The sequence below is a fragment of the Streptomyces sp. SPB074 genome, from assembly GCF_000154905.1.
Taxonomy (GTDB): domain Bacteria; phylum Actinomycetota; class Actinomycetes; order Streptomycetales; family Streptomycetaceae; genus Streptomyces.
In genome coordinates, this window is record NZ_GG770539.1 from 1,435,499 (window position 1) to 1,461,580 (window position 26,082).

A 26,082-nucleotide genomic window follows, 5' to 3' on the forward strand; every position below is an offset into this window, starting at 1 on the left:
CACATACGAGAGCGTGCCTCACACACGACAGTGAGCGTCGCACGCCGAAGGCGGTGGAGCCGCGAGACCGGCTCCACCGCCCTGACCAGCTGGTTCACGCCCTGGAAGGGCCCGGTGTCAGCTGCATCCGCTCGTGGAGCCGCAGCCCTCGCAGATGTAGCAGGAGCCGGCGCGCTGCATCTTCGTGCCGCAGGAGAGGCAGAGGGGGGCGTCGGCGCTGATACCGAGTTGCATCTCGACCAGTTCGGCTGACGTGTGCGCCTCGCGCGGGGCCGGGGAGGCGGCCTCGTCGGTGCCGGTCACGACCGTCGTCTTCTGCACCGGCGCGGACTGGGCGAGCGTCTCGGTGTCGGACTCCTCCGAAGGCTCGTAGGAACCGGTGTCGAGGTGGCGCTGCCGTTCCTCGGCGGAGTGGATGCCGAGGGCGGAGCGGGTCTCGAAGGGGAGGAAGTCCAGCGCCAGGCGCCGGAAGATGTAGTCGACGATCGACTGCGCCAGGCGCACGTCCGGGTCGTCGGTCATACCGGCGGGCTCGAAGCGCATGTTGGTGAACTTCGAGACGTACGTCTCCAGCGGGACGCCGTACTGGAGGCCCACCGAGACGGCGATGGAGAAGGCGTCCATCATGCCCGCGAGGGTCGACCCCTGCTTGGACATCTTGAGGAAGACCTCGCCGAGACCGTCGTCCGGGTAGGAGTTGGCGGTCATGTAGCCCTCGGCGCCGCCCACCGTGAAGGAGGTGGTGATGCCGGGACGGCCCTTGGGAAGGCGCTTGCGGACCGGGCGGTACTCCACGACCTTCTCGACCGCGGCGCAGATGGTCTCCTCGGACTTCTCGGCGATCTCGGTCTTCTTCTCCTCCTTCTTCTTGGCGGAGAGGGGCTGACCGACCTTGCAGTTGTCGCGGTAGATGGCGAGGGCCTTGATGCCGAGCTTCCACGCCTCGAAGTAGATCTCCTCGACCTCTTCGACGGTGGCCGACTCGGGCATGTTCACCGTCTTGGAGATGGCCCCGGAGATCCACGGCTGAATCGCCGCCATCATGCGCACGTGGCCCATCGGTGAAATGGCGCGGTCGCCCATCGCGCAGTCGAAGACCTCGTAGTGCTCGGTCTTGAGCGCCGGGGCGTCGACGACGTTCCCGTTCTCGGCGATGTGCGCGACGATCGCCTCGATCTGCTCCTCCTGGTAACCCAGGCGGCGCAGGGCCTGCGGGACGGTGCCGTTCACGATCTGCATCGAGCCGCCGCCGACGAGCTTCTTGAACTTGACCAGGGCGAGGTCGGGTTCGACGCCGGTGGTGTCGCAGGACATCGCGAGACCGATGGTGCCGGTGGGGGCGAGCACGCTCGCCTGCGCGTTGCGGAAACCGTTCTTCTCCCCGAGGCGGAGGACGTCCTGCCATGCCTCGGTGGCCGCGGCCCAGACCGGCGTGTCGAGGTCGTCCATGCGGACGGCGGCACCGTTGGCGTCGGCGTGCTGCTTCATGACGCGCTTGTGGGCGGTGGCGTTGCGGGCGAATCCCTCGTACGGGCCGACGACCGCGGCGAGCTCCGCGGAGCGGCGGTAGGCGGTGCCGGTCATGAGCGAGCTGATCGCTCCGGCGAGCGCGCGACCCCCCTCGGAGTCGTAGGCGTGGCCGGTCGCCATGAGGAGGGCGCCGAGGTTGGCGTAGCCGATGCCGAGCTGCCGGAAGGCGCGGGTGTTCTCACCGATCTTCTCGGTGGGGAAGTCCGCGAAGCAGATGGAGATGTCCATCGCGGTGATGACCAGCTCGACGAGCTTGGCGAAGCGCTCGGCCTCGAAGGACTGGTTGCCGTTGCCGTCGTCCTTGAGGAACTTCATGAGGTTGAGCGAGGCGAGGTTGCACGAGGTGTTGTCCAGGTGCATGTACTCGCTGCACGGGTTCGAGCCGTTGATGCGGCCGGACTCGGGGCAGGTGTGCCAGTTGTTGATGGTGTCGTCGTACTGGATGCCGGGGTCCGCGCAGGCCCAGGCGGCTTCGGCCATCTTCCGGAAGAGGCTCTTCGCCTCGACCTCTTCGATGACCTCGCCGGTGAGGCGGGAGCGCAGGCCGAACTTCCCGGCGGTCTCGACGGCCGTCATGAACTCGTCGTTCACGCGGACGGAGTTGTTGGCGTTCTGGTACTGGACCGACGTGATGTCGTCGCCACCGAGGTCCATGTCGAAGCCCGCGTCGCGCAGGGCGCGGATCTTCTCCTCCTCCTTGACCTTGGTCTCGATGAAGCCCTCCACGTCCGGGTGGTCGACATCGAGGATGACCATCTTGGCCGCGCGACGCGTGGCGCCACCCGACTTGATGGTGCCGGCCGAGGCGTCGGCGCCACGCATGAAGGAGACGGGCCCCGAGGCGTTGCCACCGGAGGTGAGGAGTTCCTTGGAGGAGCGGATACGGGAGAGGTTGAGGCCGGCTCCGGAGCCGCCCTTGAAGATCATCCCCTCTTCCTTGTACCAGTTCAGGATCGACTCCATGGAGTCGTCCACGGAGAGGATGAAACAGGCGGAGACCTGCTGCGGCTGCGGGGTACCGACGTTGAACCACACCGGGGAGTTGAAGCTGAAGATCTGGTGGAGGAGGGCGTGGGCCAGCTCGTGCTCGAAGATCTCGGCGTCCGCCGGGGAGGCGAAGTACTGGTTGTCCTCGCCGGCCTTCCGGTAGGTCTTCACGATGCGGTCGATGAGCTGCTTGAGCCCGGTCTCGCGCTGCGGGGTGCCGAGGGCGCCGCGGAAGTACTTGCTGGTGACGATGTTGACCGCGTTGACCGACCAGAAATCGGGGAACTCGACGCCACGCTGCTCGAAGTTGATCGACCCGTCACGCCAGTTGGTCATAACGACATCGCGCAGCTCCCAGTTCACCTCGTCGTAGGGGTGGACCCCGGGCGTGGTGTGGATGCGTTCGACCTTGAGGCCCTTGCCCGCCTTCGCGTTCTTGCGGGTCCCGCGTGCCGGACCGCTCGCCGTCTCTGTCATGCCGCCTCCTCGTACCAGGCTTCAACGCCTCGTAGCGCCTCGGACTTCCGTCCTGGCGCGGTTTTCTCCGCCTTCCCCGGGGCCTCCCGGGGAACATGGGCCCCGTGCGACGCGCCGCCGGGGCGGCGCGCAGGAGCCCGACCTGGTGCGGAACGCCGGTGAAGCGTTCCGTACCGCTTGCCCGGGCTTCGTCATCGGCCCGGGCCCCCGCTTTTCATGTCTCTCCGCACGTGTCGCTTCCTCGCACGACGCATACGGCCGTCCGGGAGTTCCGGCGCACGCGCGACCACGCCCCGTCACCAGAGGCGGGATCAGCCGCAATCCATCACCCAGAGACGCACGGCGACGACAAGGGGTGACCTCGGAGTTTCCCGGCATCCCGCCGGAAGACTCCCAGGCGCGATGCCGCCATCGGTCCGCCGGGGCCGTGTCAGGGACCGGCCGCCAGGCTTCGCGCTCTCACTGCCCGGCGCCCGCGGGGGCCGGTGCCTCGGGGCTCACGCGCAGTTCGGCGATGGCGGCCTCGAAGTCCTCCAGCGAGTCGAACGCCCGGTAGACGGACGCGAACCGCAGGTAGGCGACGAGGTCCAGCTCCTGGAGCGGCCCCAGTATGGCGAGACCGACGTCATGCGTGCTCAGCTCGGCGTTGCCCGTCGCACGCAGTGCCTCCTCGACCCGTTGGCCAAGCAGCGCCAAGGCGTCCTCCGTGACGGGGCGGCCCTGACATGCCTTGCGCACGCCGTTGATCACCTTCGTACGGCTGAATGGTTCCGTCACACCGCTCCGCTTGATCACCATCAGTGAGCAGGACTCGACGGTGGTGAATCGGCGGGAGCAATCCGGGCACTGCCGGCGACGGCGGATGGCCGCCCCGTCGTCAGTGGTCCGGCTGTCCACCACCCGACTGTCGGAATGCCTGCAGAAGGGACAGTGCACGGGACTCCCCACCCTCCAAGACGACACGACGCTCTGCGCTCACCAGGAACTTGAGCCCCTGGAAGCACTCCCCAGCATAGGTGATGCGGAGGGCGGCCGAGCACCCGGACCACAAGCTCTAGGTCGCTCCACACGACTGACCACTAGATCTTGGGCCTCGTGGGGCCTCGCGGACGAGATCGACCCCCGCGTGTCGCGTGCGGCGCCCCCGCGCGGCACGCGGGCCGAAGCACGGCGCGCGAGTACCGCCGGCCACCTCAGGTGCGCACTCGCCGTCCGCGCAGGGCGGGACCGCGCGGGCGGCAGCGCTCGCACCGCCCGGCTCGCGACGACGCAGCGAGCACGGAGTGTGACGCCGTGCCGCACTCTGGGCGGTCCGAGCGTACGCGGCGCGCGGTGCGCCGCGAGGCCGGGGGCGGCACGGGGGGACGCCAGGGCGGGTGACAGACTGACGTCGCCCTTTTTCTCCCGCCGCGCCCGCAGCTCCCGCAGCACCGCCGTGTCCGCCGCAGCGCCGGGTCCGCTCAGGAACAGCGGGAGACGTGCGCCGACGGAGGAGAGCAATCGCATTCGTCAACACCCCACGCCCTCCCCCCCCTCCTCGCGCTCGGTCTTCACGCGCTCAGCGCCGCCGCAGGTGTTCGAGTACCGACCGAGGGGCGAGCTCCGGAAAGGGGGGTCGGCTGCGGGCAATTCCCCTTTACCTGCACGAAATAGCCTCGCTTCTATACACCTGAAACTCCGTTCTCAACAGGTAAGTACGGTTTTTTCACTCGAACGTGTGTTTGGCGCAACCTTTCGAAAGCCACTACCGTTGTGCAGCCAGGGAGACCATTCGAGAGGGGCCCAATGTGACCACCGCAGCCGACAGTGCCACCATCACTGCCCAGGACCGCTCCCAGGGACAATTCCAGCCGGCCCGGGCGCTCGGCAATGAGAGCGCCAAGCACCAGGAGGGCGGGAAGCCCGCGCGCTCACTCCCTGGACGACCTCCTGGCATCCGCGCGGACAGCACAGGACTCACCGACCGGCAACGCCGGGTCATCGAGGTGATCAGGGATTCCGTTCAGCGACGGGGCTACCCGCCGTCGATGCGCGAGATCGGGCAGGCGGTCGGGCTCTCCAGCACCTCGTCCGTGGCCCATCAGCTCATGGCCCTCGAACGCAAGGGTTTCCTGCGACGCGATCCCCACCGCCCCCGCGCCTACGAGGTACGGGGCTCGGACCAGCCGAGCCCGCAGCCGGCCGACACGGCCGGAAAGCCCGCCGCCTCCTACGTACCCCTGGTCGGCCGGATCGCGGCCGGTGGCCCCATCCTCGCCGAGGAGTCCGTCGAGGACGTCTTCCCGCTTCCGCGCCAGCTCGTGGGCGACGGGGAGCTGTTCGTCCTCAAGGTGGTCGGCGACTCCATGATCGAGGCAGCCATCTGCGACGGGGACTGGGTCACCGTGAGGCGGCAGCCCGTGGCCGAGAACGGCGACATCGTGGCCGCGATGCTCGACGGCGAGGCCACCGTGAAGCGCTTCAAGCGCGAGGACGGGCACGTCTGGCTGCTTCCTCACAACGCCGCGTACCAGCCCATCCCCGGTGACGAGGCGACCATCCTCGGCAAGGTCGTCGCTGTCCTCCGGCGCATCTGACCGGCACGTCCGGCGGTACGGCACCGCCGCCCCCAGCAGGGCCCTGAGACTCACTGCGCCGGTCTCGGGGCCCGTCGCGCACGCGGGGCCGAGCGGCGGAATCGCGCACGCTCACGGGCCCGAAGCCGTGGAGTCAGGGTGCCAGCGCGGGGAGCACGGGACCAGCGGGGCGCGCGACGCCAGGCGTGAGCCGGTCGATCCCCGTACGAGTACCCCGGGGCCGGGCGTACGGGCGCCCCGGCGCCACGCACGCGCGCCTGCCCGCTGCGCGGGCTCGCCCCACCCGTTCCCAGGCTCCGTAGAAAGCCCGCCCGTGCTCTGACGGGAAGCCCTTCCGGCCGTCGTCCGCGTCACTCACCCGCCTCGGCCGTCACCCGCTCCCCCGCATCCGCTCCCGGCTCCGGGTCGCTCGCCCCTCCGGCCGGTGCGGCCTTCGCCGCCGCGTCGATCGCCGCCAGGGAGCGGCGGACCTGGTTGCGGTCGTTCGTGTACCAGAAGTCCGGGAGCGAGGCCCGCAGGTAGCTTCCGTACCTGGCGGTCGCGAGGCGGGGGTCCAGGACCGCGACGACGCCCTTGTCCCCGGTCGCCCGGACGAGACGGCCGGCGCCCTGGGCCATCAGCAGCGCCGCGTGCGTCGCCGCGACCGCCATGAAGCCGTTGCCTCCGCTTTGCTCGACCGCCTTCTGCCGCGCGCTCATCAGGGGGTCGTCGGGGCGCGGGAAGGGAATCCGGTCCATCACGACGAGCTGGCAGCTCGGCCCCGGCACGTCCACGCCCTGCCACAGCGACAGCGTGCCGAACAGACACGTGCGCGGGTCCTCGGCGAAGGCGCGGATCAGCTCGCCGAGCGTCTCCTCGCCCTGGAGGAGCACCGGCACGTCGAGCCGGGAGCGCAGTTCCTCCGCCGCCGCCTGCGCGCCGCGCATCGAGGAGAAGAGCCCCAGCGTGCGGCCGCCCGCCGCCTCGACCAGCTCGGCCAGTTCGTCGAACATGTCCGTACGGGTGCCCTCACGTCCCGGCGGGGACAGGTGGCGCGCCACGTAGAGGATGCCCTGCTTGCGGTACTCGAAGGGCGAGCCGACGTCGATGCCCTTCCAGACGGGCAGTTCGTCCGTCTCCGGGGCGCCCGAGCCCGCCACGCCCTCCGGGGCGAGGCCGAGCGAGGCCCCGACGCCGTTGAAGTCGCCGCCCAGCTTGAGTGTCGCGGAGGTGAGCGTGACCGAGCGATCGGCGAAGAGCTTCTCGCGCAAAAGCCCCGAGACCGAGAGCGGCGCGACCCGCAGGGAGGCGCCGAAACGGTCGTGCCGCTCGCACCAGAGCACGTCGTACTCGGAGAGGCCGGTCATCCGCTCGGCGACGCCGTGCACGGTCTCCACGGAGGCGAGCGCCTGCTTGCGTACCGCGTCCTCGTCCTGCACCGAGCGATCGCGGGTGTTGCCGATGGCGGTGATGACCTGCCGGGCGGCGTCGCGGAGCGCCGCGAGCGCGTACCCGAGATCCTCGGGGAGTGCTTCGAGGCGCCCGGGCAGCGCGAGTTCCATGACGCGTTCGAAGCCCTCGGCCCCGGCCTGAAAGGCGTCCGCGACCTTCTCGTCCACGAGCTTGGCGGCGCGGCGGGCGGCCCGGTTGACCTGGTTCGGGTTCAGCTCGCCGGTCGCCACGTTCGTGACGCGGCCGACGAGTTCGTGCGCCTCGTCGACGATGAGGACCTCGTGCGAGGGGAGCACGGGCGCGCCCTCGATCGCGTCGATCGCGAGGAGCGCGTGATTGGTGACGACGACGTCCGCGAGCTTGGCGCGCTCGCGTGCCGTCTCCGCGAAGCACTCCGCGCCGTAGGCGCAGCGGCTCGCCCCCAGGCACTCCCGCGAGGAGACGGAGACCTGCGCCCAGGCGCGGTCGGAGACGCCCGGGCTCAGCCCGTCGCGGTCCCCCGTCTCGGTCTCGTCGGCCCAGTCCCGCAGCCGCAGCAGGTCCTGCCCGAGCTTGCTGGACGGTGCCGCCTCGAACTGGTCGAACAGCGCCTCCTCCTCGTCCTTCGGCATCCCCTCGTGGACGCGGTGCAGGCAGAGGTAGTTCGAGCGGCCCTTGAGCATCGCGTACTCGGGGCGGCGGCGCAGCACGGGTTGCAGGGCGTCGACCGTGCGGGGCAGGTCGCGCTCCACGAGCTGGCGCTGGAGCGCCAGGGTGGCCGTCGCGACCACCACCCGTTCCCCGTGCGCCAGTGCGGGCACGAGGTAGCCGAGCGACTTCCCGGTGCCGGTGCCGGCCTGGACAAGGAGGTGGGAACCGTCGTCGATGGCCGCTTCGACCGCCTCGGCCATGGCCACCTGGCCGGGCCGTTCGGTACCGCCCACGGCGGTGACAGCGGCGTGCAGGAGCTCGGGGAGTGAGGGCTTCGTCATAGCCCGACCACCCTACGACGCGGCACCGACAGCTCCCGCCGCTCCGTTCACAGGCCCGGTCCGATCATGCGACCTGTCCGCGTCGGGCATCCCCGCTCCCGAAGGGCTCCCGGCGGAGGTGCCGGTCGCGAGGCGGTCCCTCTCCGCGCTGTCCCCCGTCTCGCGCCCCCACGCCTCACGCGGCCGGAAGGCGCCCACGTGCAGAGGGTTCGCGACGACGCCGTCCACCGCCGCGTGGGGCCGCTCGGCGCGGTCCCGGTAGCCGTCGAGGTGGAGGCGGTTGCGGTTGAGACAGAGTCGCTCGATCTCCGGCCCGAGCAGTTCGAAGAGTTCGTAGCGTTCCTTGAGTTCGGGGAATCGCGTCTGGTAGGCCAGGATCTCGGCGCGGACCAGGCCCCAGAAGTCCTCGTCCGGCACGCCGAGCTGGGCGCGGCACAGCGGGGCCAGGTAGCGGAAGACGCCGACGAAGAGACCGGAATGGATGAACTGCGGGAGGAAGGAGGGGTCCTCGGTCAGGAGGGTGTCGCGCACCTCCGGGGGCATGTCCTCGTGCTCGGGGAGTGAGCGGCCGCTGAGGTTGACGTCGTCCACGAAGTCCTTGACGGCGAGCCTCGTGGGCACGTCGCGCGCGTCGAAGACGACGATCGCGTTCTCGCCGTGCGGCGAGAAGACCGTGCCGTGGCGGTAGAGGAAGTGCAGGAGCGGCGGCAGCAGGGCGCCGAAGAGGCGCCGCAGCCAGTCGCGCGGCGCGAGGCCGGAGCGCGCCACGAGTTCGGCGACGAAGGCGCGCCCCTCGTGGTCCACGTGCAGGAGCGAGGCGAGGGTCCGCGCGCGTTCGTCCGCGTCGAGAAGCGGGGCGAGCGGTTCGCGCCAGATCGCGCCGAGGAGTTCCTTGTACTGGTACGGGACTTCGGGCAGCGTGTCGTAGAACGGGTGCCGCACGGCGACGGAGGCCACCTCGCCGAGCAGGACGACGCGGCACTCCTCGCGGAGGAAGGGGTCCTGGTCACGCACCGACTGCACCCATGCCGTGACGGCGGGCGCCGCGAGCGTGCGGCGGGTCGGCAGGCCGCGCCAGACGAGGGTGTTGAGGATCGAGAGGGGCAGTTTGACCGTGTGCCGCGTGGGGTCGTCCAGGTTGAGGAAGGTGCGGATCGACTGCTGCGGCAGACGCCGGACGCCGTCGGAGGGCAGCGGCACGAGGTCCCCGGCCGCGACGCCGGCGGCGTGGAGGGGCAGCACGGTGCTGTCCCACTGCCAGGGATGCACGGGCAGGTAGAGGTAATCGGCTGGGTCGAGGCCGCGTGCGGTCAAAACGGCGTCGAAGGACTCCCGTACGGCGGGTGGGAGTTCGGCGGCGTACAGCTGCTCGGGCGTGTCGAGGCCGGGGACGCCGCGGTAGGTCGCGAGATGGGTGCGGACCGCGAGCCACGGCAGGCGCGCCTCGACGCGGCTCTCGGGGGCCCAGCGCGCGGCGTCACAGGCGCCGAAGCCCAGACGCCCCTTGTTGAGGACGATCCAGGGGTGCCCCGTCTGGTGCCCCTCCAGCCGCGCGTAGTCGAGATCGGCGAGTTCGGCGGCGGTCACGGCGGTGTGGAGGAGGCGCGCGTCGGCGGCGAGCGTCGCGTTGAGCTCGCGCAGCAGGTGCCCGAGCGTCGCGCCGTCCAGACCGAGGATGTGGCGGGCGCGGACGAGGAAGTCGAGCGGATCGGTGGCCGGGAGCGGAGCGGGGCGAGCGGACGGGTCGGCGGCGGGATCGTGCGGGGCGCCGGTGCCTATCGCGTCGAGCCGCAGGCTCGCCGGGTCGATCTCCCAGTGGCCGTAGGCGCTGCGGGCGGCGTGGAAGAGAAGCGCGGCCGACGGCTCGGGGGCGGCGCCGGGTTCCGGGGCGGCGTCCGGTGCGGGGTCGGCCTCGGGTTCCGGAGTCGTCTCGCGCCTCGGCGTCGTCTCTGGTCCCGGCGCCGTCTCCCGCTCCCCCGGCACCGCCTCCCGCTCCGGCACCGTCTCCCCCTCCCCCGCCGCCAGCGTCAGGCGGTACGCGCGTCGGTGGAAGGGGATGTCGGGCGACTCGGGGTCCTCGGGGCGCGGGGCGAGGAGGCCCTCGTACGAGAACTCCGAGACCATCTTGGCGAGGAGCCGCCGGCCCGCCTCGCGCCACAGCTCGGGGGTCAGCTCGGCCGGGGCGAGGAGGCCGTGCGGCGGGGGGCCCTCGGGTGCGGTGAGGGGCGGGAGCACGGGGCCCGCGGGCTCGTCGGCGGGGGGCCAGGGGCGCGGGGCGGGGACGTTCTGCACGGAGGGCTCCTTCGGTGGCGACCGGTGTGCGGACGTGCGGGGGTACGGCGGAAGGCGGGCGCGTACGGCGGCGGGGCGCGGGCCATGGGCGGCCGGGGCCCGCGCGACGGGCCCCGGCCGGTACGGATGACTGCCGGGTGGTTACCCGTGCCGCGCGAGGAAGCACGCGGGCGGGGCACCGTTGCGGAAGGTGGCAGCGGTGGGACGCGTACGGGTCAGGCGGGCGGCGCCGGGGCGCGGTCCCTGATCATCAGGGCGGCGCGCTTCCCGGGCAGGTCCAGCTCACGGTCCTTGCGGTAGCCGGCGCGCAGGAACGCGGCGACGGAGCGGACGTTGCGCACGTCCGGTTCGGCGAGGACGCGGGTGGCGTGGGGGCGCTGCGCGAGAACGAGCGAGGTGACGGCGCGCAGCAGCGTCGTGCCGAGGCCGCGCCCGCGGTCCGTACCGCCGCCGAGCAGCAGGTGCACGCCGATGTCGTGCGGGCGGGCGGCGTAGTACGGGGCGAGGACGTCCTGATCGGCGCGGTAGATCTCCCAGTAGCTCATGGGGCGCCCGTCGAGGAGCCCGAGGCAGGGCAGGCTGCCCGCGTCGCCCGCGGTCTGCGGGCGCACGTGTGCCGCCGTCACCTCGGGCGGCCCCGCGAGCTCCCAGAACGCGGCCACTTCGGGATCGTTCATCCAGCCGGTGAGCAGGGCGAGATCACGCGGCAGCGCGACCGGTCGCAGCCGGAAGAGGCCGTGCGGTGTCGGGACGGGCGGCCAGTCGCCGGGCCCGGTGTCCGCGACGGAATGTGCGGCTGACGGCGTCACAGGGGCGGGGTGGGGGCCGGGACGACCGGCCCTGGCTATGCCGGGGCCCGGTGCCTCGCTGTCGGCCGCGGGCGGTGCGGCCCCCGCGACGGGGGTGTCCGCTGTGGGCATGTGCACTCCTCGGTTCGGGGGCGGGTGCGGAGGTACGGGCCTGGCCGGGCGGTGCGGGCTTGGGCTGAGCGGTACGGGCCTGGCCGGGCGGTGCGGGTGCGGGACGGGGCCGGGGTGGTCCCGCCCCGCATGGGTTCAGGGTTTGTGCAGAGGGTTGCCGAAACGTACGTACACGGACTGGGTGTCGACGGGCCCCACGAGTTCGTCGAGGCCGTGCAGCCGGGTGAGGAGGTTGGCCTTGCAGCGCAGGACGGGGCTGTCGAGCAGCAGGGCGGGCACCGCGGAGCCGAGGGCGTCGGGGCCGTGGGCCGCCTCGGTGAGGAAGCCGCGCAGGGCGGCGAGCAGGAGTTGCTCGTCGGCGAGGCCCTGGGAGCCGAGGGCGCCGACGAGTCCGAGCACGTTGTTGATGGCGAGGTAGTAGGTGAAGCGCTCGTCCGTCACGTCGTCGGGGACGAAGGTGTCGCTCTCCGCGCCGATGCCGGGCAGTCGTCGTTCCAGGGCCTCGCGGTGCGCCTCGCGGAAGTAGTAGCCCTGGTTGTCCCGGTACCTGCCGCCGTGGGGCCAGCCGTCCGCGTCGAGCAGGACGACGGTGTTCTGCTGGTGCGCCTCCAGGGCGATGCCCGCGTGTCCGTCGAGCCAGAGGATCGGCCGGACGACGTGCTCCAGATAGCGCAGGAACCACTCGGTGGCGACCGTGCCGCGGGGCCTGCCGGTGCGCTGGGCGAGCCGGGTGATCAGCTCGCTGAGCCGGGAGCGCATGGGCTGCTGGTCCTGCGACCCGTGCGCGAGCAACCCCGCCGGTCCGGCTGGCCGTCCGCCGACCGGGGGCAGGGGGCGGGGCGAGACGAGACCGGCGAGGCAGGCGGCGTCGGTGTCCGGGGCGAAGGGGTTGTGGCGGATCATGACGTCCACGCCGCGCAGCGGTGTTCCGTCGGGCCCGTCGACGGCGATCCACGCCGGGTCGCGCACGATGTCGAAGCCGGGGTGCGCGGCGTGCCACTCCGCACCGAGGCCGGTGCGCAGCAGGCGGTGGACCTCGACGCCCCGGTGGAGTTCCTTGCGGAGGTTCTCGCGGCGCGAGTTGGTGATGCGCAGGCCGAGCGAGAGCTTGAGCATCGCCGGGGCCCCGGCGCGGTAGACGGTGCGGACCGAGGAGGTCGGTGACCAGGGCTCACCGTGCGGGCCGAGCGGTGTGAGCAGCCCGGCGTCGGCCAGCGCGTGCACCTCCGGGCGTTGCGCGAGGTCGCGGGCCTGCCAGGGGTGCAGGGGCAGCGCGACCGTGCCGGGCGGGAGGGCGAGGCCGGGGCCCGCGAGGCGTTCGGTGAGCTGTCCGGCCGAGACGGTCCTGCCGCGTTCGGTCCAGGCCGAGTCGGTGGCGAGGACGTCCTTGTGCACGGCCAGCCAGTGCAGCGGGAAGGCGCCGCGCAGTTCGGGCGAGTAGAGGCGGGACTCCGCCTCGCTGAGTCCCTGCCGGCTCTTGGGCGTGGGATGGAGCGGGTGGCCGAGGAGCAGTGCCTGCTCGGCGGCGAGGAAGGGGGTGGGCGAGTCCTCGGCGTGGCGGCGGCGGAAGGAGAGGAACACGGCGGTACGGCGGACCGAGTCCCGCACCCGGGCGACGAGGTCGTCGTCGGGGGCGGGCGCGGCCTGCCGGGGAACGGTGGGAACGGCCTCGTCAGGGGCGGTGGGCGGTACGGGGGCGGGTCGCGCGGCGCCGTCGGTCCCGTCGTGCGCCGTACCGGCCGGAACCGTACCGTCGGAGGCCGCGACGCCTGGCGCCGTACCGTCCGATGCCGTCCCGCCGGCCGCCGCGGTGCCCGGCGTCGCGGTGCCCGGCACCGTCCCCGTCGCGTCCGGCTCCGTCCCGTTCGTCAGCGTCCCCGCGCGGACCTCCGCGCTCAGGACCTCCGCGACCGTCGCCGCGTCCAGCGGGGCGGTGAGGCGGGGGGCCCTGCCCTGGCGGACCACGGCGCGCGGGAAGGCGGTGCCGGTGGGGGCGGGCGCGGGCCCGTGGTGTTCGAGGCGCGGCAGCCCGAAGCGGTGGAGTCCGGCGGCCGACCAGTACCGCACCGGGACGACGAGGGTCGCCTCCTGTGCCGGCAGGGAGATGCGCAGGGGCCCGTGCCCGGCCGCCTCGACGCCCGTCTCGCGCACCCAGCAGCGCAGCAGCGACTCCAGCGCCGCGGCCTCGGCGGCGGTGGGCACGTCCGGGTGTTCGAGCAGATCGGCCGCGGCACCGTCGAGGTGTTCCGTGGGAGCGGCGGTGTGCTGCCGGGGGACGACACCGTCTTCGGGGGATGCCGAACTCGTACTTCCGGCCTCGGATGCGAGGGGGTACCGGCCGTCGGGTGCGGGGTTCGGGTTCACGGGCGCTTCCTTGAGGGACGGATCGTGTGGCCCCGCGGCTGAGGGGACGGGGCCGGTGGGGGGACTGTCAGGCGGTGGGACGCGCTCAGACGGGCGGGGTGCGCGGCGCCCGGACGAGCGGATCGCGGTCCACGGCGTCGAGCGCGTCGGCGAAGCGGTCCAGGACGGCGGTGGCCTGATCGTCGGTGATCGTGAGCGGGGGGAGCAGCCGGACCACGGCCGAGTGGCGGCCCCCGAGTTCCACGATGAGCCCCCGCCTCAGGCATTCCCTGCGTACCGCGACGGCACGCGTCGCGTCCGCGCGAGGCGGTCCCGCGGCGTCCGGCCTGGCGGCCTCCGGGTCGACCAGTTCGACGCCGAGCATGAGCCCGCGCCCGCGCACGTCCCCGATCCAGGGGTGGCGCGCCGCGAGGGAGCGCAGCGCGGAGAGCATCCGGGCCCCCAGGACCCTGGCCCGTTCGGCCAGCCCGTTCTCGCGGACGTAGGCGAGGGTCGCGGCCCCGGCCGCCATCGCGAGCTGGTTGCCGCGGAAGGTCCCGGCGTGCGCGCCGGGCTCCCACACGTCGAGGTCCTCGTGGTAGACGACGACGGCGAGCGGGAGACTGCCGCCGATCGCCTTCGACAGCACCATGACGTCCGGCACGACACCCGCGTGGTCCACGGCCCAGAAGGCGCCGGTGCGGCCGACACCCGTCTGCACCTCGTCGGCGATGAAGGGCATCTTGTGCGCGCGGGTGAGGGCGCGCATCCGGCGCAGCCAGGCGTCGGGCGCCGGATGCACCCCGCCCTCGCCCTGGACGGGTTCGACGATCATCCCGGCCGGCTCCGGCACGCCGGACTTCGGGTCGTCCAGGTAGCTCTCTGCGAGCCTCGCGCCGAGCGCGGCGCCCTCCTCGCCGCCCACGCCGAAGGGGCAGCGGTAGTCCTGCGGGTAGGGCAGGCGCAGCGTGTCGCGTACGGACGGGGCGGCCGAGGAGACGTCGAGCGCGCCCGCCGTCATGCCGTGGTACGCGCCCGTGAAGCCGAGCACGGCCTGCCGTCCCGTGGCGCGCCGTACGAGCTTGAGCGCGGCCTCGACCGCGTCGGTGCCGGCCGGTCCGCAGAACTGGATGCGGCCCCGGGCCGCCAGCTCACCGGGCAGGGTGCGGAACAGCCTTGACCGGGGTCGCGAGGTTCCAGGACGTGCAACCGGGCCTCGGAGTCCAGGACGTTCCCTGATCGCCCTGAGGACCACGGGGTTGGTTGTTGACCGAGGGCGAGGGTGCCCGGCCCGGAGAGACAGTCCAAATACCTGCGGCCGTCGGCGCCCTCGATGGTCAGGCCCCTGGCCCGGACGGGGACGATGGGCAGGGCACGGGCATAGGTCCTCGCCGCCGACTCCCGCAGGGACTGCCGGCGCAGCACCCCTTCCTGCGTGGTCGTCGGTGCGATGGGCACGGACTCGGTCACGGCCAAGGCGGTTGGTCCTCCCGCGGTGCGAAGGGCGAGTCGGGGCCGAGGGCGGGCATACCGACGACCCCCGTATGCACCAACGACGCGGACCGCTCCGGATAACGGCTCATCCGAAGATCCCTCGCGGCCGGGCGGAAGTCGGCCGGAAACCGACGATGCGACCGGAACGCGACGGCTGGGGCGAGGAGTTGGCCGGGGAGGGACGGCGGGCGGGACGGACCTCGGGCGGAGGCCGGGCGCGGGGCGGGCGGACGGCCCGGTCCCGACGCGGGCGAAGGGCTCGGGCCTACGGGGCGGTTCCGCTCGGGCGAACGGCCCGGTCCCGGCGCGGTCCCCGCTCGGGCGAACGGCCGAAGGCGCCGCTCGGGCGGGGTTGCGGTGGTCGTCCGGCCAGGTGATCGCGGTGGGAACACGGGGCTCCCCCACCGTGACCCAACTGTTGCCACCGCGCGGTACACCTGTCGAAGGCCCGTCATAGTGTGTGGTGCCGCAAGGACAAGCACTACCAGGGGGATTGAGAATGCGCATACCACGGGCACGGACGGGACGAGGAGGGCGCCGCCGCTCCTGGCCGGTGGCGGCAGGGGCCGCCCTGGTCCTGACGGCGGCACTGGCCGCCTGCGGACCGGAGGACGACGCGGCGGGCGGCGACGACAGCCCCGTCGCCTCGGGCTCCTCGGCGGGCGACCACAAGATCCGCATCCCCGACGGCCTGCGGGAACGGCTCAAGGACCACGGCATCGATCTCGGCAAGTGGGAGAACGGCGCCTGGCGCGAGTGGGACAAGGACACCTGGCTGCGCAAGGCCGAGGACTACATCAACCCGGTCATCGACGGCCTGTGGGACCCCGACCGGATGCGGCGTGCCGAGGACCCGCAGAAGAGGGTGGACGACAGCGTCCTCGCGGACGACCGGGGCGTGACCGACCCGACGCCCGCCCCGGTGAAGGCCACCGCGGTGGCACCGCCGTACCACGACGCGCTGCCCGAGGCCGGGAAGGTCCTCTTCGATTCCCCCGAGGGCTCGATGGTCTGCTCGGCGACGGTCGTCGCGGACCCGGCCCACCCGGGGAAGTCCAATCTCGTGTGGACGGCAGGGCACTGCGTGCACGCCGGGCAGAAGGGCGGCTGGTACCGCAACATCGCCTTCGTCCCCGCGTACAACAACGCGGGCGCTTCGACGGCCGAGCTGGGGAAGGCGACGCGCGAGGAGATCGCTCCGTACGGGGTGTGGTGGAGCGACTGGGCGCAGACCTCCAAGGAGTGGATCGCAAGCGGCGGTCCCACCGGCGGTGCCGGGGCGCCCTACGACTTCGCCGTCCTGCACGTGACACCGGAGAAGGGTGACGGGAAGTCGCTGGAGGAGACGGTGGGCGGTGCGCTGCCCGTGGACTTCGCCGCGCCCTCCGCCGCGAAGACGTCCTCCCTGACGGCCTCCGGCTATCCGGCGGCGCCGCCCTTCGACGGCCAGGCCCTGTACCAGTGCCCCGCCAAGCCGGGCCGCCTCTCGCTCGGCCCCGAGCAGCCGACGATGTACCGCATCGGCTGCACCATGACGGGTGGCGCGTCGGGAGGCGGCTGGGTCGGCGAGAACGCGGACGGCGATCCCGCGCTCGTCTCGAACACCTCGATCGGGCCGGTGACCGGCGGCTGGCTCGCCGGACCGCGCCTGGGCCAGGAGGCGCGGGACGTCTACCGCGCGGTGAGCGCCAAGGCCGGCAGCCTCTCCTGAGGCCGGACCGCGCCGGCAGGGCCACGCCGTCGGCGGTACGTACGGGGCGACCGCCGGCGCTCCCGCCTGCCGTACGCGAAGGGCCCACACCCCTCGGGGTGCGGGCCCTTCGGCCGTTCGACGTGCCTGTCGCCTTACGGGCGGGACGCCGCCCGCGCGCTCAGCGCGAGCCGACCGGGCTGAACCGGTGCAGTTCCGCGGCCAGTTCCTCGTGCACGAGTGCCTTGAGGCGGGTGCCCTCGGGGGTGTGCTCCTCGGAAAGGACCTCTCCCTCGACATGCGTCCGGGCGATGTACCTGCCCTCGGTGTAGGGGACGAGCACGTCCACCTCGACGGCGGGACGGGGCAGTTCCTCGTCGATGAGCGCGAGCAGTTCCTCAATGCCCTGCCCGCTGCGGGCGGAGACCGCGATCGAGTGCTTCTCGACGCGCAGGAGCCGCTGGAGCACCACCGGGTCGGCCGCGTCCGCCTTGTTGATCACGACGATCTCGGGGACGTCGGTGGCCCCGACCTCCCTGATCACCTCGCGCACGGCGGCGAGCTGTTCCTCGGGGGCCGGGTGCGAGCCGTCGACCACGTGGAGGATCAGGTCGGAGTCCCCGACCTCCTCCATCGTGGAACGGAACGCCTCGACGAGGTGGTGGGGCAGGTGCCGCACGAAACCCACCGTGTCCGCGAGCGTGTAGAGCCGCCCGCTCGGCGTCTCGGCCCGCCGCACGGTCGGGTCGAGGGTCGCGAAGAGGGCGTTCTCGACCAGTACCCCGGCGCCCGTGAGGCGGTTGAGCAGCGAGGACTTGCCCGCGTTGGTGTACCCGGCGATGGCCACCGAGGGGACCTTGTTGCGCCTGCGTTCCTGGCGCTTGAGGTCGCGCCCGGTCTTCATCTCGGCGATCTCGCGGCGCATCTTCGCCATCTTCTCGCGAATGCGCCGGCGGTCCGTCTCGATCTTCGTCTCACCGGGACCACGGGTGGCCATGCCGCCGCCCGAGGAGCCCGAGCCGCCGCCGCCCATCTGCCGGGAGAGCGACTGGCCCCAGCCGCGCAGGCGCGGCAGCATGTACTGCATCTGCGCGAGCGCGACCTGCGCCTTGCCCTCCCGGGACTTGGCGTGCTGGGCGAAGATGTCGAGGATCAGCGCCGTGCGGTCCACGACCTTGACCTTGACGACGTCTTCGAGGTGGATGAGCTGGCCCGGGCTCAGCTCACCGTCGCAGACGACGGTGTCGGCGCCGCTCTCCAGGACCAGGTCCCGCAGCTCGATGGCCTTGCCCGAACCGATGTAGGTGGCGGGGTCCGGCTTGTCCCTGCGCTGGATGACCCCGTCGAGGACGAGGGCGCCCGCGGTCTCGGCGAGGGCGGCCAGCTCGGCGAGCGAGTTCTCCGCGTCGTGGACGGTGCCCGAGGTCCAGACGCCGACGAGGATGACGCGCTCCAGCCGCAGCTGGCGGTACTCGACCTCGGTGACGTCCTCCAGCTCCGTGGAGAGCCCGGCGACCCTGCGCAGGGCCGCGCGCTCCTCACGGTCGTACTGCTCGCCGTCCCGCGCGCCGTCGGCCTGCTGGCTCCAGGCGGCGTCCTCTTCCATCAGGGCACCGGCCCGCAGGCCCTGGCTGGGGGACGGCTGCTGTCCCCGCGGGTGCGTCTCGTTCACGGTGTCCTCCGCGCCGAGGGGCGCGTGCTGGTCTCCGGAAGTGTCCTGGGAAAAGGGAAGGGTGTGGGTCATTGGTTCCTTAATGACGAGTGCGGTCGACGAGCGGAGCTGGTCCGCTGGTGTGAGCAACGCCCGGGGAGCCCCGGGAATTCCCGGGCCGGCGGGCGCCGCTCGCCCGGAAATGTTCCCACGGCGCTCCTCGCGCAGTCACGCGAGTTATCCGGACGGCCGTGGGACGGAGCGGGAGCGCGGGGCCGGGAGCGGGTGGGTCGTGTCCGGGGCGGGGACGGACGCGAAGGCCGGAGCCTCGGCCGGGCTTGGGGGGACGGCCGAACCCGGCCCGCCCCGAGCCACCACCGGCGCGGCGCCGAGGCCCGGCCCCGGAGGCTCGGGCGGGGGGCGCGGATGCTCGCGCGCGGCCCTTGACGCCCGGGCGCGGCCCGCGCGCAGCCGGCCTCCCGGTCACCCCGCCGGTGGTGGCTCGGGGAGCCTGTGCGGGGTGCCGGTCCGGGGGACTCCGGCGGCCGTGGAGGCGTCGGCGGCCCAGTCCGGGTGGCCGGGCATGGGCGGCGTCTTCGCGTCGTACAGCCAGGGGCGGAGGAAGGAGCGGAGATCGCGTCCGGCGACGTCGGAGGCGAGCCGGATGAAGTCGGCGGTGTCCGCCGTGCCGTCCCGGTGCTCGGCCACCCAGCGGCGCTCGACGCGGGAGAACGCTTCCGCACCGATCTCCTGCCGCAGGGCGTAGAGGGCGAGAGCGCTGCCGTCGTAGACGACGGGGCGGAAAATGCTGATCTTGCCGTTGCCGGGCGCCTTCGGGCGGGCCGGTGGGCCGCCGGCCGCGCGCCAGGCGTCGCTCGCTCCGTACGCCTCCCGCATTCGGCGCTCCAGCGTCGGGCCGCCGTGCTCCTCCGCGTAGAGGGACTCGTACCACGTGGCGTGGCCCTCGTTGAGCCAGAGGTCGGACCAGGTCCGCGGGCTCACGCTGTCCCCGAACCACTGGTGCGCCAGCTCGTGCACGAGGACGGAGCCGACGTACCACTCGGGGTAGCGGCTGTCGGCGAACAGACGCCGCTCGAAGAGCGAGAGCGTCTGCGTCTCCAGCTCGAACCCCGTCCGCGTGTCGGCGACGAGAACGCCGTACGCCTCGAAGGGGAAGGTCCCCACGCGCCGCTCCATCCACCGCAGTTGCTCCGGTGTCCTGCGCAGCCACGGTTCCAGGAGCCGGCTGTCGCCCGCCGGGACGACATCACGGACCGGCAGACCGTGCGGGCCCGGCCTGCGCAGCACGGTGGAAGCGCCGAGGGAGACCTGCGCCAGCTCCGTGGCCATCGGGTGCAGGGTGCGGTACGTCCAGGTCGTGGCGCCGTCCGGCGCTCCGGCCCGGCCGGTGAGGAGGCCGTTGGCGACCACGGTCACGCCGCGTGGCGCGGTGACGCCGAAGGTGAAGAGCGCCTTGTCCGAGGGGTGGTCGTTGCCGGGGAAGACCCGGTGGGCGGCGTCGGCCTGGTTGGCCATCGCCAGGCCGTCCTTGGTGCGCACCCAGCCGCCCTCGCCCTGCCCCGCCCCGGGCGGACGGGGGTCGCTCGTGTGCCGCACGACGACCAGCACCCCCTCACCCGGCGGCAGGGGGCGCTCCGGGGTGACGACGAGGTCCTGCCCGGCGCTCGCGTGGCGGGCGGGGCGGCCGTTCACTGTGACCGAGCGGACCTCGCCGTGGGAGAAATCGAGGTTGAGACGGTCAAGACGCGTCTCGGCCCTGGCGGTGATCCGGGTGACGGCTTCGAGCGGCTCCGTGTTGTCGCCCTTGTACCTCAGCGTGAGGTCGTAGGCGAGCACGTCGTAACCGGGATTGCCGAGGACGGGAAACAGCCGGTCGCCGATCCCTCGCGCCTCCGGGGCGGGCATCGCCGCGGCGACGAGCGCGAGGCAGACGCCGAGCACCGGCAGGAGCACGCGTGCCGCCCGGCGGGCACGGCGCAGCCGACGGCCCGGGCCCACACCGCCCGCGTACTCCACGCCGGCGCCGGGCCCCGGCCTCGCCGGGGGATTCATGGGATCGCGCTCCAGTTCCATGACTCGGAGTTACCGCACCGGACACGCAGCGCAATCATCCGGCGGGCAGAACAACCCGAAGGAGTCAGTTCGCTCACGCTGTGCTGACGCCCCGCCCCGCCCAGCCGCGCCGCGCCCCGCCGCGCCCCGTCTCGCCGTCGTCCTCGGCACGCCGCATCGATGCCCTGGCACGCCGACCAGGCTGCGTCGTCGCCCGCACCCCGCGCGCCGCGTCCGCGCGGAACCCCACGCGCGGGACTCCGCCTCGCAGAGCACCGCCGCGCGGAAAGCAGAAACCTCTCTGCCGCCGACGGCCGGAAACTCCGCGCCCTCAGACCCCGGACGCAGGTGCCGAACTCCGTGCCCTGCTGACGTCGTACACGCCCGGCACGTCCCGCATGGCCCGCATGAGCCCGGGCAGTCGCGTGGCGTCGGGCAGGTGGAGCGTGTACGTGTGGCGCACCCCGTGCTCGCTCGGCGGTTCGACCGTGGCCGAGATGATCGCCACGCCCTCCCCCGCGATCGCCTCCGTGAGATCGGCGAGCAGGTGCGGCCGTCCGAACGACGCGGCGCGCAGGGTGACGCGGCAGTCCCCGGTGTCGCCCCAGTCCGCGCCGACCGTGCGGCGTCCGGCGGCGGCCATGCGTACCGCCCGGGGGCACTCGGCACGGTGCACCGTGACGGCGTTGCCCCGTACCGCGAACGCCGTGACGGCGTCGGGCGGCACCGGGGTGCAGCAGCCCGCGAGACGCACCGTCGCACCGGGCTGGTCGACCGTGACGCTCGCGGCGAGGGGGCGCGCGGCGGGCGCCGGGAGAGTGGGGCGGGGCTGGGGCTCATCGCGGCGCGTGTCCTCGGCGAGGGCGTGCGCCGGGTGTGCGGTGAGCCAGCGGCGGATCGCGAGTCCCGCCGCGGGGGTGCGTACGTGGTCGAGCCAGTCGGGCGAGGGGCCGCCGCCTGCGGCGTCCTGGCCCATGAGGAGCTGGACCGTGTCGCCGTCCTCCAGGACGGTGCTCAGCGGTGCGAGGCGGCCGTTGACGACCGCGCCCATACACGCGTGCGCGTCCTCCCCGTACTGCGCGTAGGCCGCGTCGACGCAGCTCGCTCCCGCGGGCAGCCCGAGCGTGTCGCCGTCCTGGCGGAAGACCGTGATCTCGCGGTTGTGGGCCAGGTCCTCGCGCAGCACGGACCAGAAGAGCTCGGAGTCGGGCACCGCGCTCTGCCATTGCAGGAGTCGCGAGAGCCAGCCCGGCCGGGTCGGGTCGGCGCGCTCGGCGTCGGCGGCGTCGGCGCTCTCGTCGCGTCCGGGCGCCCGGCTCGCGGAGCCGCGCCCCGTGCCGCCGGGGCCCGTCGCGCCGTGCCCCTCGCCGTCCGCCGCGTACGGATTGCCGAGCGCGACGACGCCCGCCTCGGCGACGCGGTGCATCTGGCGCGTGCGGATGAGGACTTCGGCGATGCCGCCCTCCGCTGTGGCCAGGGCGGTGTGGAGGGACTGGTACAGGTTGAACTTCGGGACCGCGATGAAGTCCTTGAACTCGGCGACGACCGGGGTCAGGCACGTGTGGAGCTCACCGAGCACCGCGTAGCAGTCGGCCGTCTCGCCGACCAGGACGAGCAGGCGCCCGAAATCGGTGTCGCCGAGCCTGCCGCGTTTGCGGTGGACGCGGTGGACGGAGACGAAGTGCCGGGGGCGCAACTGCACGTCGGCCGTGAGGCCCGCCTCACGCAGCACCTCGCGCACCCGGCCCGCGACGGCGGCGAGGGGGTCGGGGGTCGCGAAGTGGTCGACGATGAGGCGACGCGTCTCCTCGTACTCCTCGGGGTGGAGGATGGCGAAGACCCGGTCCTCCAGCTCTGTCTTGAGGGTCTGCACGCCGAGCCGTTCGGCGAGCGGGATGAGGACGTCCCTGGTGACCTTCGCGATGCGCACCTGTTTCTCGCGCCGCATGACGCCGAGGGTGCGGACGTTGTGGAGGCGGTCGGCGAGTTTGATCGACATGACGCGCACGTCGTTGCCGGTCGCGAGGAGCATCTTGCGGAAGGTCTCGGGCTCGGCGGCGGCGCCGTAGTCGACCTTCTCCAGCTTGGTCACGCCGTCGACGAGGTAGCCGACCTCGCCGCCGAACTCGTTGCGCACCTGGTCGAGCGTGACGTCGGTGTCCTCCACCGTGTCGTGCAGGAGCGCCGCCGTCAGGGTCGTGGTCTCGGCGCCGAGTTCCGCGAGGATCAGTGTCACCGCGAGGGGGTGCGTGATGTACGGCTCGCCGCTCTTGCGCATCTGGCCCCGGTGCGAGGACTCGGCGAGCACGTAGGCGCGGCGGAGCGTATCGACGTCGGCCTCGGGATGGTGCGCCCGGTGGGCGTCCACGACGTGCGCGATCGCGTCGGGCGCCCGGTCGCGGCCGGTGTGACCGAGGAGCGCCGCGCGGCCGATCCTGCGCAGGTCGATGCGGTGCCGGGCGCGCTTGCGGGGTGTCGCGGCACCGGCGGCCTGGAGGGCTTCGGGAGGCCCCCCGGGCGTCACAGGATTCATTGCCTCCGCACTCATGGGCACCTCCGGCTGCGTCGACCGGTCGACGGGGTGCCCGGAGCACGGGGCCCCGGGGCAGCGGGCGGTGTCCCCGTCCGGGCCGGTGCTTGATGCTATCGAGCCCACCACGCGCCGCCGACCGCCTCTCGCCGAGCGTGAAAGGGATCACCCATTCGAGCGAAGTCGGCGCGGAACACGGCCACCAGGAGTGACCTTTACGGCACTCACGCGTTTCCCCGGGTACGGGTCGGGCGCGCGCCGGGGGGTGCGGCGCCCGCGCGGCAGACTGCCGTGCCTTACCCGGCTTCGCGCCGAGAGGGATCGGGACGGGTCGCGAGGACTGGAGCCCGGCGGCCGGGACGGGCCGCTCCACGCCCGGGCCCGCGTCGGCGCCCGCTCAGTGGGCCGAAGCGGCCAGCCAGTCCCCGTCGATCGTGCCCTCGGCGACGAGGATCGCCGGTCCGGTCATCTCCACGACGCCGTCGGCGCGTTCGGTGATGGTGAGCCGGCCCCCGGGCAGGTCGACGGTGTACGTGGCGGGACGGCCCGTACGGGCGGGGTCGAGGCCGTCCCTGCGCGCCGCCGCCACGGCGACGGCGCAGGCACCCGTACCGCAGGAGCGCGTCTCGCCGGAGCCGCGCTCGTGCACACGCATCGCGAGGGCCCCGGGGGCGCGCTCCACGACGAACTCGACGTTGACACCCTGCGGATAGGCGCTCGCGGGCAGCACCTCGGGGGCCTCGCGCAGCTCGCCCGCCTCGGCGAGGTCGGTGACGAAGGTGACGGCATGCGGGTTTCCCATGTCGACGTGCGTGGCGGGGCGCGTCCCGGAGCCGACGCGTACCTCCACCTCGCCCTCGGGCAGCCGCGCGACCCCCATCTCCACGGTGATCTCGCCCGGGACCCCGGGGGCCTCGTCGTTGGCCAGGTGGGCGCGCTTGATCCCGGCGCGCGTGGCGACCGCGAGTTCCCCGGCGTCCACGTGCCCCGCGCGCTGGAGGTAGCGGGCGAAGACCCGGACCCCGTTGCCGCACATCTCGGCGACGGAGCCGTCCGCGTTGCGGTAGTCCATGAACCACTCGGCGTCGTCGGCGTACGCGCGGCCCTCCGGGTGCGCGGCGGAGCGCACGACGTGCAGCAGCCCGTCCCCACCGAGGCCCGCGCGCCGGTCGCAGAGCACCGCGACCGTGTCGGGGCCCAGGTCGAGCGTGTTCTCCGGATCGGGGATGATCACGAAATCGTTCTGCGTGCCGTGGCCCTTGAGGAAGCCGATCGCGGTGCTCATTCCTCGATCGTACGGGGCCGGGACCGGGGTCCGCGCGGCTGCGCCGGGGCGGGGTCCGCGCGGCCTCGTGAGGCCGGGGTTACGGGGCCGTGCGCGCTACGGAGGGGTCCGCCTGGGGAGCGGGGCGCGCGCCTCGCGCGTACGGCGGGGCACCTACCGTGCCGCACGGGCCGCTGTCCCTCGTACGGGGCGTCGCCGCGGCCTCTCCGGCCGCGGGCGCTCAGCGCAGCCGGGCGACGCGCCAGACGGCGAGCCCGGCGATGACGAGGACGATGAGCGCGTAGAGGCAGATGGCGCGCCACCGCGGTCGTCCGCCGCCCTCGGCGAGCCCCGGCCAGCTGTAGCCGACGCGACGGGCCGCCATCACGGCGCCGCCCGCCGCCGAGGAGCTGAGCAGGAGGCCGAGCATGGCGACGACGGCGCCCCCGTCCCCGGCCTCGAAGGCGAGCGGGAAGGCGAACATGAGCGAACCGATCGCGGCGAGTACGACGATGGGCGCCAGCTGCCAGAGCCGCAGTCTGCGCTGCGGCCTCAGCTCGACCTCCACGGCCGCTTCCTCGCCGCCCGGCTCGTCGCTCACGCCGCCCTCGCGGCCGGACGGCAGTACGCCCAGAACCACGGCGCCACCGTCCGCGACCGTCCCCTCCTCGATCACCGGGGGGTCGTCGGCCGGGCCGTCCTGGACGAGCTGCTCGCGCTCTTCGCGTCCGGTGTCACGAGGGCCGGCCTCCATCGCCACTGTGCCCTCCCACTCGGACTCCGCCAGGTCGATCGCAGCTTGATGATGGCACGGCGCCGGGGGCCCGTAGGACGCACTGAGCGTCCCGATGCCATCACGTGATCAGGCTGTAACCGCCCGTTCGACCAACGCCAGAGCCCGCCCGGAAAGTTCCGCTCGTCCGGAGAGTCCCCCATCGAGCCAGTGAATGCGCGGGTCGCGCCGGAACCACGTGTCCTGACGGCGCGCGAAGCGCTTCGTGGCGCGCACCGTCTCGGCACGCGCCTCCTCCTCGCCGCACTCCCCGGCGAGCGCCGCGAGCACCTGCTGGTAGCCGAGCGCGCGCGAAGCCGTGCGCCCCTCGCGCAGGCCCGCCTCCGCGAGCGCGCGCACCTCGGCGACGAGACCGCGTTCCCACATCACGTCCACGCGTCGCGCGATGCGCTCGCCGAGTTCGGCCCTGTCGACATCGACCCCGATCTGGAGCGTGTCGTAGTACGCCTCACGCCCCGGCAGGTTCGCGGTGAAGGGCTGGCCGGTGATCTCGATGACCTCTAGGGCGCGCACGATGCGGCGCCCGTTGCCGGGGAGGATCGCGGCGGCGGCCTCGGGGTCCGCTCGCGCGAGCCGCGCGTGCAGGACGGCGGGCCCCGTCTCCTCCAGCTCGGCCTCCAGGCGCGCGCGGACGGCCGGGTCGGTGCCGGGAAACTCCATGCGGTCGACCACGCCGCGCACGTAGAGCCCGGAGCCGCCCACGAGTACCGGGACGCGGCCCGCGGCGAGCAGGCGGTCGATCTCGGCGCGTGCGAGCGTCTGGTACTCGGCGACGCTCGCGGTACGGGTGACGTCCCAGACGTCGAGGAGGTGGTGCGGGACCCCTTCGCGCTCGTCGAGCGTCAACTTCGCGGTCCCGATATCCATCCCACGGTAAAGCTGCATGGAATCGGCGTTGACGACTTCGCCGCCGAGTCGCTGCGCGAGGAAGACGCCGAGATCGGACTTGCCTGCGGCGGTGGGCCCGACGACGGCGATGACCCGTGGAACAGGGGATGCGGTACTCACCGGCCCAGTGTCCCAAACCAGCAGGACCACCTCGAACGAGTTACGTGACGCG

The 26,082-nt window shown here is 73.1% G+C and carries 14 protein-coding genes and 1 pseudogene; 2 read left to right on the top strand and 13 right to left on the bottom strand.

What is annotated here, in order from left to right:
• Positions 1 to 117 precede the first annotated feature (117 nt).
• Entirely contained in the window at positions 118 to 2,994 is a 2,877-nt protein-coding gene (locus tag SSBG_RS05760; RefSeq protein ID WP_037869030.1) for a vitamin B12-dependent ribonucleotide reductase, read from the bottom strand.
• A 459-nt stretch (positions 2,995 to 3,453) separates the two neighbouring features.
• Positions 3,454 to 3,930: a transcriptional regulator NrdR gene (gene nrdR, locus SSBG_RS05765; protein WP_078491223.1), complete on the bottom strand. Its 477-nt coding sequence runs from the start codon at positions 3,928 to 3,930 to the stop codon at positions 3,454 to 3,456.
• An 851-nt stretch (positions 3,931 to 4,781) separates the two neighbouring features.
• Between nrdR and lexA the strand changes: the two genes are divergently transcribed.
• Positions 4,782 to 5,570 carry a transcriptional repressor LexA gene (gene lexA, locus SSBG_RS05770; protein WP_008745268.1) on the top strand — a complete coding sequence of 263 codons (789 nt, stop codon included), beginning with the start codon at positions 4,782 to 4,784 and terminating at the stop codon, positions 5,568 to 5,570.
• 350 nt (positions 5,571 to 5,920) lie between these two features.
• Here the strand turns inward: lexA and SSBG_RS05775 are convergent, their stop codons facing one another.
• The 5 genes and pseudogenes from SSBG_RS05775 to SSBG_RS05795 form a co-directional block, all read right to left on the bottom strand.
• On the bottom strand, positions 5,921 to 7,972 hold the full coding sequence (locus SSBG_RS05775) for an ATP-dependent DNA helicase (protein WP_008745269.1): 2,052 nt from the start codon (positions 7,970 to 7,972) through the stop codon (positions 5,921 to 5,923).
• Between the two features lie 12 nt (positions 7,973 to 7,984).
• On the bottom strand, positions 7,985 to 10,264 hold the full coding sequence (locus SSBG_RS05780) for an IucA/IucC family protein (RefSeq protein ID WP_037869032.1): 2,280 nt from the start codon (positions 10,262 to 10,264) through the stop codon (positions 7,985 to 7,987).
• A 215-nt stretch (positions 10,265 to 10,479) separates the two neighbouring features.
• Positions 10,480 to 11,184, bottom strand: coding sequence for a GNAT family N-acetyltransferase (locus SSBG_RS05785; protein ID WP_037869034.1), 705 nt, complete (start codon positions 11,182 to 11,184; stop codon positions 10,480 to 10,482).
• 135 nt (positions 11,185 to 11,319) lie between these two features.
• Positions 11,320 to 13,548 carry an IucA/IucC family protein gene (locus SSBG_RS05790; protein WP_008745272.1) on the bottom strand — a complete coding sequence of 743 codons (2,229 nt, stop codon included), beginning with the start codon at positions 13,546 to 13,548 and terminating at the stop codon, positions 11,320 to 11,322.
• Positions 13,549 to 13,633: 85 nt separating this feature from the next.
• Positions 13,634 to 15,003, bottom strand: a pseudogene (locus SSBG_RS05795) (diaminobutyrate--2-oxoglutarate transaminase family protein).
• Positions 15,004 to 15,574: 571 nt separating this feature from the next.
• Between SSBG_RS05795 and SSBG_RS05800 the strand changes: the two are divergent.
• The gene (locus tag SSBG_RS05800; protein ID WP_037869037.1) at positions 15,575 to 16,732 is read left to right on the top strand and encodes a trypsin-like serine peptidase; all 1,158 of its coding nucleotides are present in this window, start codon (positions 15,575 to 15,577) and stop codon (positions 16,730 to 16,732) included.
• 160 nt (positions 16,733 to 16,892) lie between these two features.
• On the opposite strand, the gene hflX is transcribed toward SSBG_RS05800, so the two are convergent.
• The 6 genes from hflX to miaA form a co-directional block, all read right to left on the bottom strand.
• Positions 16,893 to 18,455: a GTPase HflX gene (gene hflX, locus SSBG_RS05805; RefSeq protein ID WP_037869040.1), complete on the bottom strand. Its 1,563-nt coding sequence runs from the start codon at positions 18,453 to 18,455 to the stop codon at positions 16,893 to 16,895.
• A gap of 390 nt (positions 18,456 to 18,845) precedes the next feature.
• On the bottom strand, positions 18,846 to 20,456 hold the full coding sequence (locus SSBG_RS05810; RefSeq protein ID WP_037869042.1) for a M1 family metallopeptidase: 1,611 nt from the start codon (positions 20,454 to 20,456) through the stop codon (positions 18,846 to 18,848).
• A 310-nt stretch (positions 20,457 to 20,766) separates the two neighbouring features.
• Positions 20,767 to 22,983, bottom strand: a complete 2,217-nt coding sequence (locus tag SSBG_RS05815) for a RelA/SpoT family protein (protein WP_037869043.1) — start codon at positions 22,981 to 22,983, stop codon at positions 20,767 to 20,769.
• A 379-nt stretch (positions 22,984 to 23,362) separates the two neighbouring features.
• Positions 23,363 to 24,250, bottom strand: a complete 888-nt coding sequence (gene dapF, locus SSBG_RS05820; RefSeq protein ID WP_008745278.1) for a diaminopimelate epimerase — start codon at positions 24,248 to 24,250, stop codon at positions 23,363 to 23,365.
• Positions 24,251 to 24,470: 220 nt separating this feature from the next.
• A complete protein-coding gene (locus tag SSBG_RS05825) occupies positions 24,471 to 24,989 on the bottom strand; it encodes a hypothetical protein (RefSeq protein WP_008745279.1) in 519 nt (172 codons plus the stop codon).
• 102 nt (positions 24,990 to 25,091) lie between these two features.
• On the bottom strand, positions 25,092 to 26,030 hold the full coding sequence (gene miaA / locus SSBG_RS05830; protein WP_008745280.1) for a tRNA (adenosine(37)-N6)-dimethylallyltransferase MiaA: 939 nt from the start codon (positions 26,028 to 26,030) through the stop codon (positions 25,092 to 25,094).
• Between the last annotated feature and the right edge of the window lie 52 nt (positions 26,031 to 26,082).